The following is a 2,797-nucleotide window of genomic DNA, read 5'->3' as shown; positions in this document are numbered from 1 at the left end:
TGATGAAAATAATGGCAATTATGGTTATCGTCGTATCAAGCTAGAATTGAAAAATCGCGGTTCTAAAGTGAATCATAAAAAGGTGCAACGCATCATGAATAAACTCGGACTCAAAGGAGATAAGTTCAAAAGAAAATCACGGAAGTACAGTTCTTACAGAGGGACTATTGGAACTGTTGCCAAGAACCGTATTAATCGCCGTTTCCACACAAATAGGTGTCATCAAAAATTAGCAACAGATATCACAGAATTTAAGTGTTCTGACGGTGTAAAACTGTATTTCAATCCCATTATGGATATGTTCAACGGTGAAATTCTTTCGTATGGGATAGGTATGCGTCCAACCTTAGAATTAGCCCTTAAACCTCTAGAGGAAGCCCTTGAAATAGTAAAAGTTTCAAAGTACAGGACTACTGTACATTCTGATCAAGGATGGCAATAATCAACATAATAAATGGGTAAAAACACTTAAGGAATATAGGGTATACCAGAGTATGTCGCGAAAAGGAAACTGTTTAGATAACTCCCCGATGGAGAATTTTTTCGCGTTAGTCAAACAAGAAATGTATTATGGAGAAGCACTGTGCTCATTTGAGGAATTAAAAAAGAGAATTGAAGAGAATATATCGATTATTATAATAACAAGCGTATAAAGCAAAAATTGGCAGGTATGAGTCCGGTTCAATACCGCATCCATACCAGCCAATCAGCTGCTTAATACAAAACTCTAACTTTTTGGGGTCACATCACTGATAAAGTTGCTTTTTTCACTATTCAAATTTATATGTAGGAATATCAAATACGAGTTTATATGAATCTATTAATCGATACAAGTTGTAAATTTGATTGACTTGCTTCACGGCCCAGCCGATATCTGTCGCATATTGGTTGGACGGGTACCCGTATTTTATACTGGAGCTTGGATTCCAGCGCATTTTATAAAGGGTATCCTGACCATTATTTATATATCCATCTGCGATAAACTTGGCTCCGCCAATGATCGCTGCCTCTTTAGTAAACCAGCCGGCTTGATAGGCAAATTGAGCTCCGCTTCTAATGGCGGAACCATCATATGCGCCGATTCCATACATGTTATAAACAATCTTACCATTAACTAGTACACCTTTTGAAAGCTGGGAGGTACCATTACCTGTTTCTAATAAAGCATGAGATATCAAATAGATTTCATTGACATTATTGGTTTCTCCAGCATTAATAAAAGCAGCGGCTAGCCCTTCCAAGCTTCCTTTACCAGCAAGAATTCGTTCATTTACCTCAGAAGAAACCAGTTTCGCAGGTAATGATAGTTTAAGAAATTGCAAGGAATCAACTGTAGAACTTAAGAAATTATTGGGGTTTAAATAATAGTTTACATCTTCTGGACTTGCATTTACCCATGTTTTTTTATAGTCAACTTGATACCAATCATAGCCATCAGTACCTTTGACTTTTGAATTGATGTTCAATTTATCTCCGCCATTTACTTTTCCGACTACCCAAAATGATGTTCCAGCTCCACCACGTACATTCCATGAAGTTCCCTTCACTTTAGCAGTTGTAGAATTGATTAGTGTTAATGCATCTTCTCTTATGTATGTATTGTATTTTTTATCAGTTTGAGGATTAACAGCTATTTGAGCTAAGGTTAAATCATTTAAGGTTATATCGTATTGTTCAGATATTTTTTCATACTCATCAAATGACGTGTTTGGATTAAATGGTTTAGTTACAGTCAAATACTGCGAACTTACATAACCAGTCTTCCCGTTTGCTGAGACCTTTGCCCAATTCTTTTCTTCTGAATACACGAATGCTATAGTGCCTCTAGCTAGTTTTGTGATAATGGAAGAGTTGGAGGATGCTTCTGATCGCATATTCAATGTAGATCCAAACATCACATTAACATATTTTTCACTGACTTTATCTGGAGTATTTTCATCTTGATCAGAACTGTTTCCAGCTTGTTCGGCATCTTCTTTATTCGTTGAAAGGTATTGCGAACTTACATATCCCATCTTTCCATATGCTTTTATCTGTGACCAGCCATTTGCTTCAGAGTATACGGATACTTCTAATCCTCGGGGAAGCTTTACAATAATTGATGAATTATTGGATGCACTATTTCGCATATTTAAACTTGAACCAATTTCCACATTGACATATTTTGTTTCTCTTGTTTGCTCCTGATCAACAGCCTTATTCTCTTCTGGCTTTATTGGTGTGAGATATTGTGAACTTACATACCCCTCGAAGTTACCAGCTTTTATTTTAGACCAGCCAGCTTTTTTTGCTGAAACAATCACTTCCGTTCCCTTTGTTAATTTACTAACTATTGCGGAACTAGTCCCAGGAGATTTTCTTACGTTTAAGGTTGATGTTGCATTTACATTTACATACATCGTTTCATAGATTGGTTGTTTAACATTTTCTTGTTCGTTTGCACTTGAGGAAGACAGGTATTGACTGCTTACATATCCTATCTGCCCAAAGGCTTCCACTTTTGACCAGCCCTTATTTTCAGATAGCACCTTAACTTCCTTTCCTTTAGCAAGCTTAACAATAATGGAAGCATTTAAAGAAGAATCTTTTCGCATATTAAGCGAACCGCTCTTTATGTTTACATATTTTATGGTCGGCGCTGATGTTTCGGGTTTAATTGGGCTCACACTTGGATTTGTTGATGATAAATAACTTGAGCTTACATACCCTTCTTTTCCTGCGGCCTTTACTTTTGACCAGCCATTAGTTTCAGAGTAGACCGTTACTTCCGTTCCTTTTTTCAACGATGTGACCACCT

The 2,797-nt window shown here is 36.8% G+C and carries 4 protein-coding genes; 3 read left to right on the top strand and 1 reads right to left on the bottom strand.

Features of this window, described 5'->3' with window-relative positions; all coding sequences use genetic code 11:
• The 3 genes from WQ54_RS32805 to WQ54_RS35675 all read left to right on the top strand — a co-directional run.
• Window positions 1–442 (top strand): IS3 family transposase (locus tag WQ54_RS32805; protein WP_156178008.1); only part of this gene is annotated, 442 nt, incomplete at its 5' end.
• A gap of 52 nt (window positions 443–494) precedes the next feature.
• On the top strand, window positions 495–653 hold the full coding sequence (locus WQ54_RS35680) for an IS3 family transposase (RefSeq protein WP_084822141.1): 159 nt from the start codon (window positions 495–497) through the stop codon (window positions 651–653).
• A complete protein-coding gene (locus WQ54_RS35675) occupies window positions 626–718 on the top strand; it encodes an IS3 family transposase (protein ID WP_084822143.1) in 93 nt (30 codons plus the stop codon). The genes WQ54_RS35680 and WQ54_RS35675 overlap by 28 nt, the downstream gene beginning before the upstream one ends.
• A gap of 52 nt (window positions 719–770) precedes the next feature.
• Here WQ54_RS35675 and WQ54_RS17525 read toward each other — a convergent pair.
• The coding region (locus WQ54_RS17525; protein ID WP_084822140.1) for an SH3 domain-containing protein at window positions 771–2,797 on the bottom strand (2,027 nt) is incomplete at its 5' end.

This window comes from Bacillus sp. SA1-12 (assembly GCF_000981385.1).
GTDB lineage: Bacteria > Bacillota > Bacilli > Bacillales > Bacillaceae > Metabacillus.
This window is presented reverse-complemented; position numbering and strand designations above follow the sequence as displayed.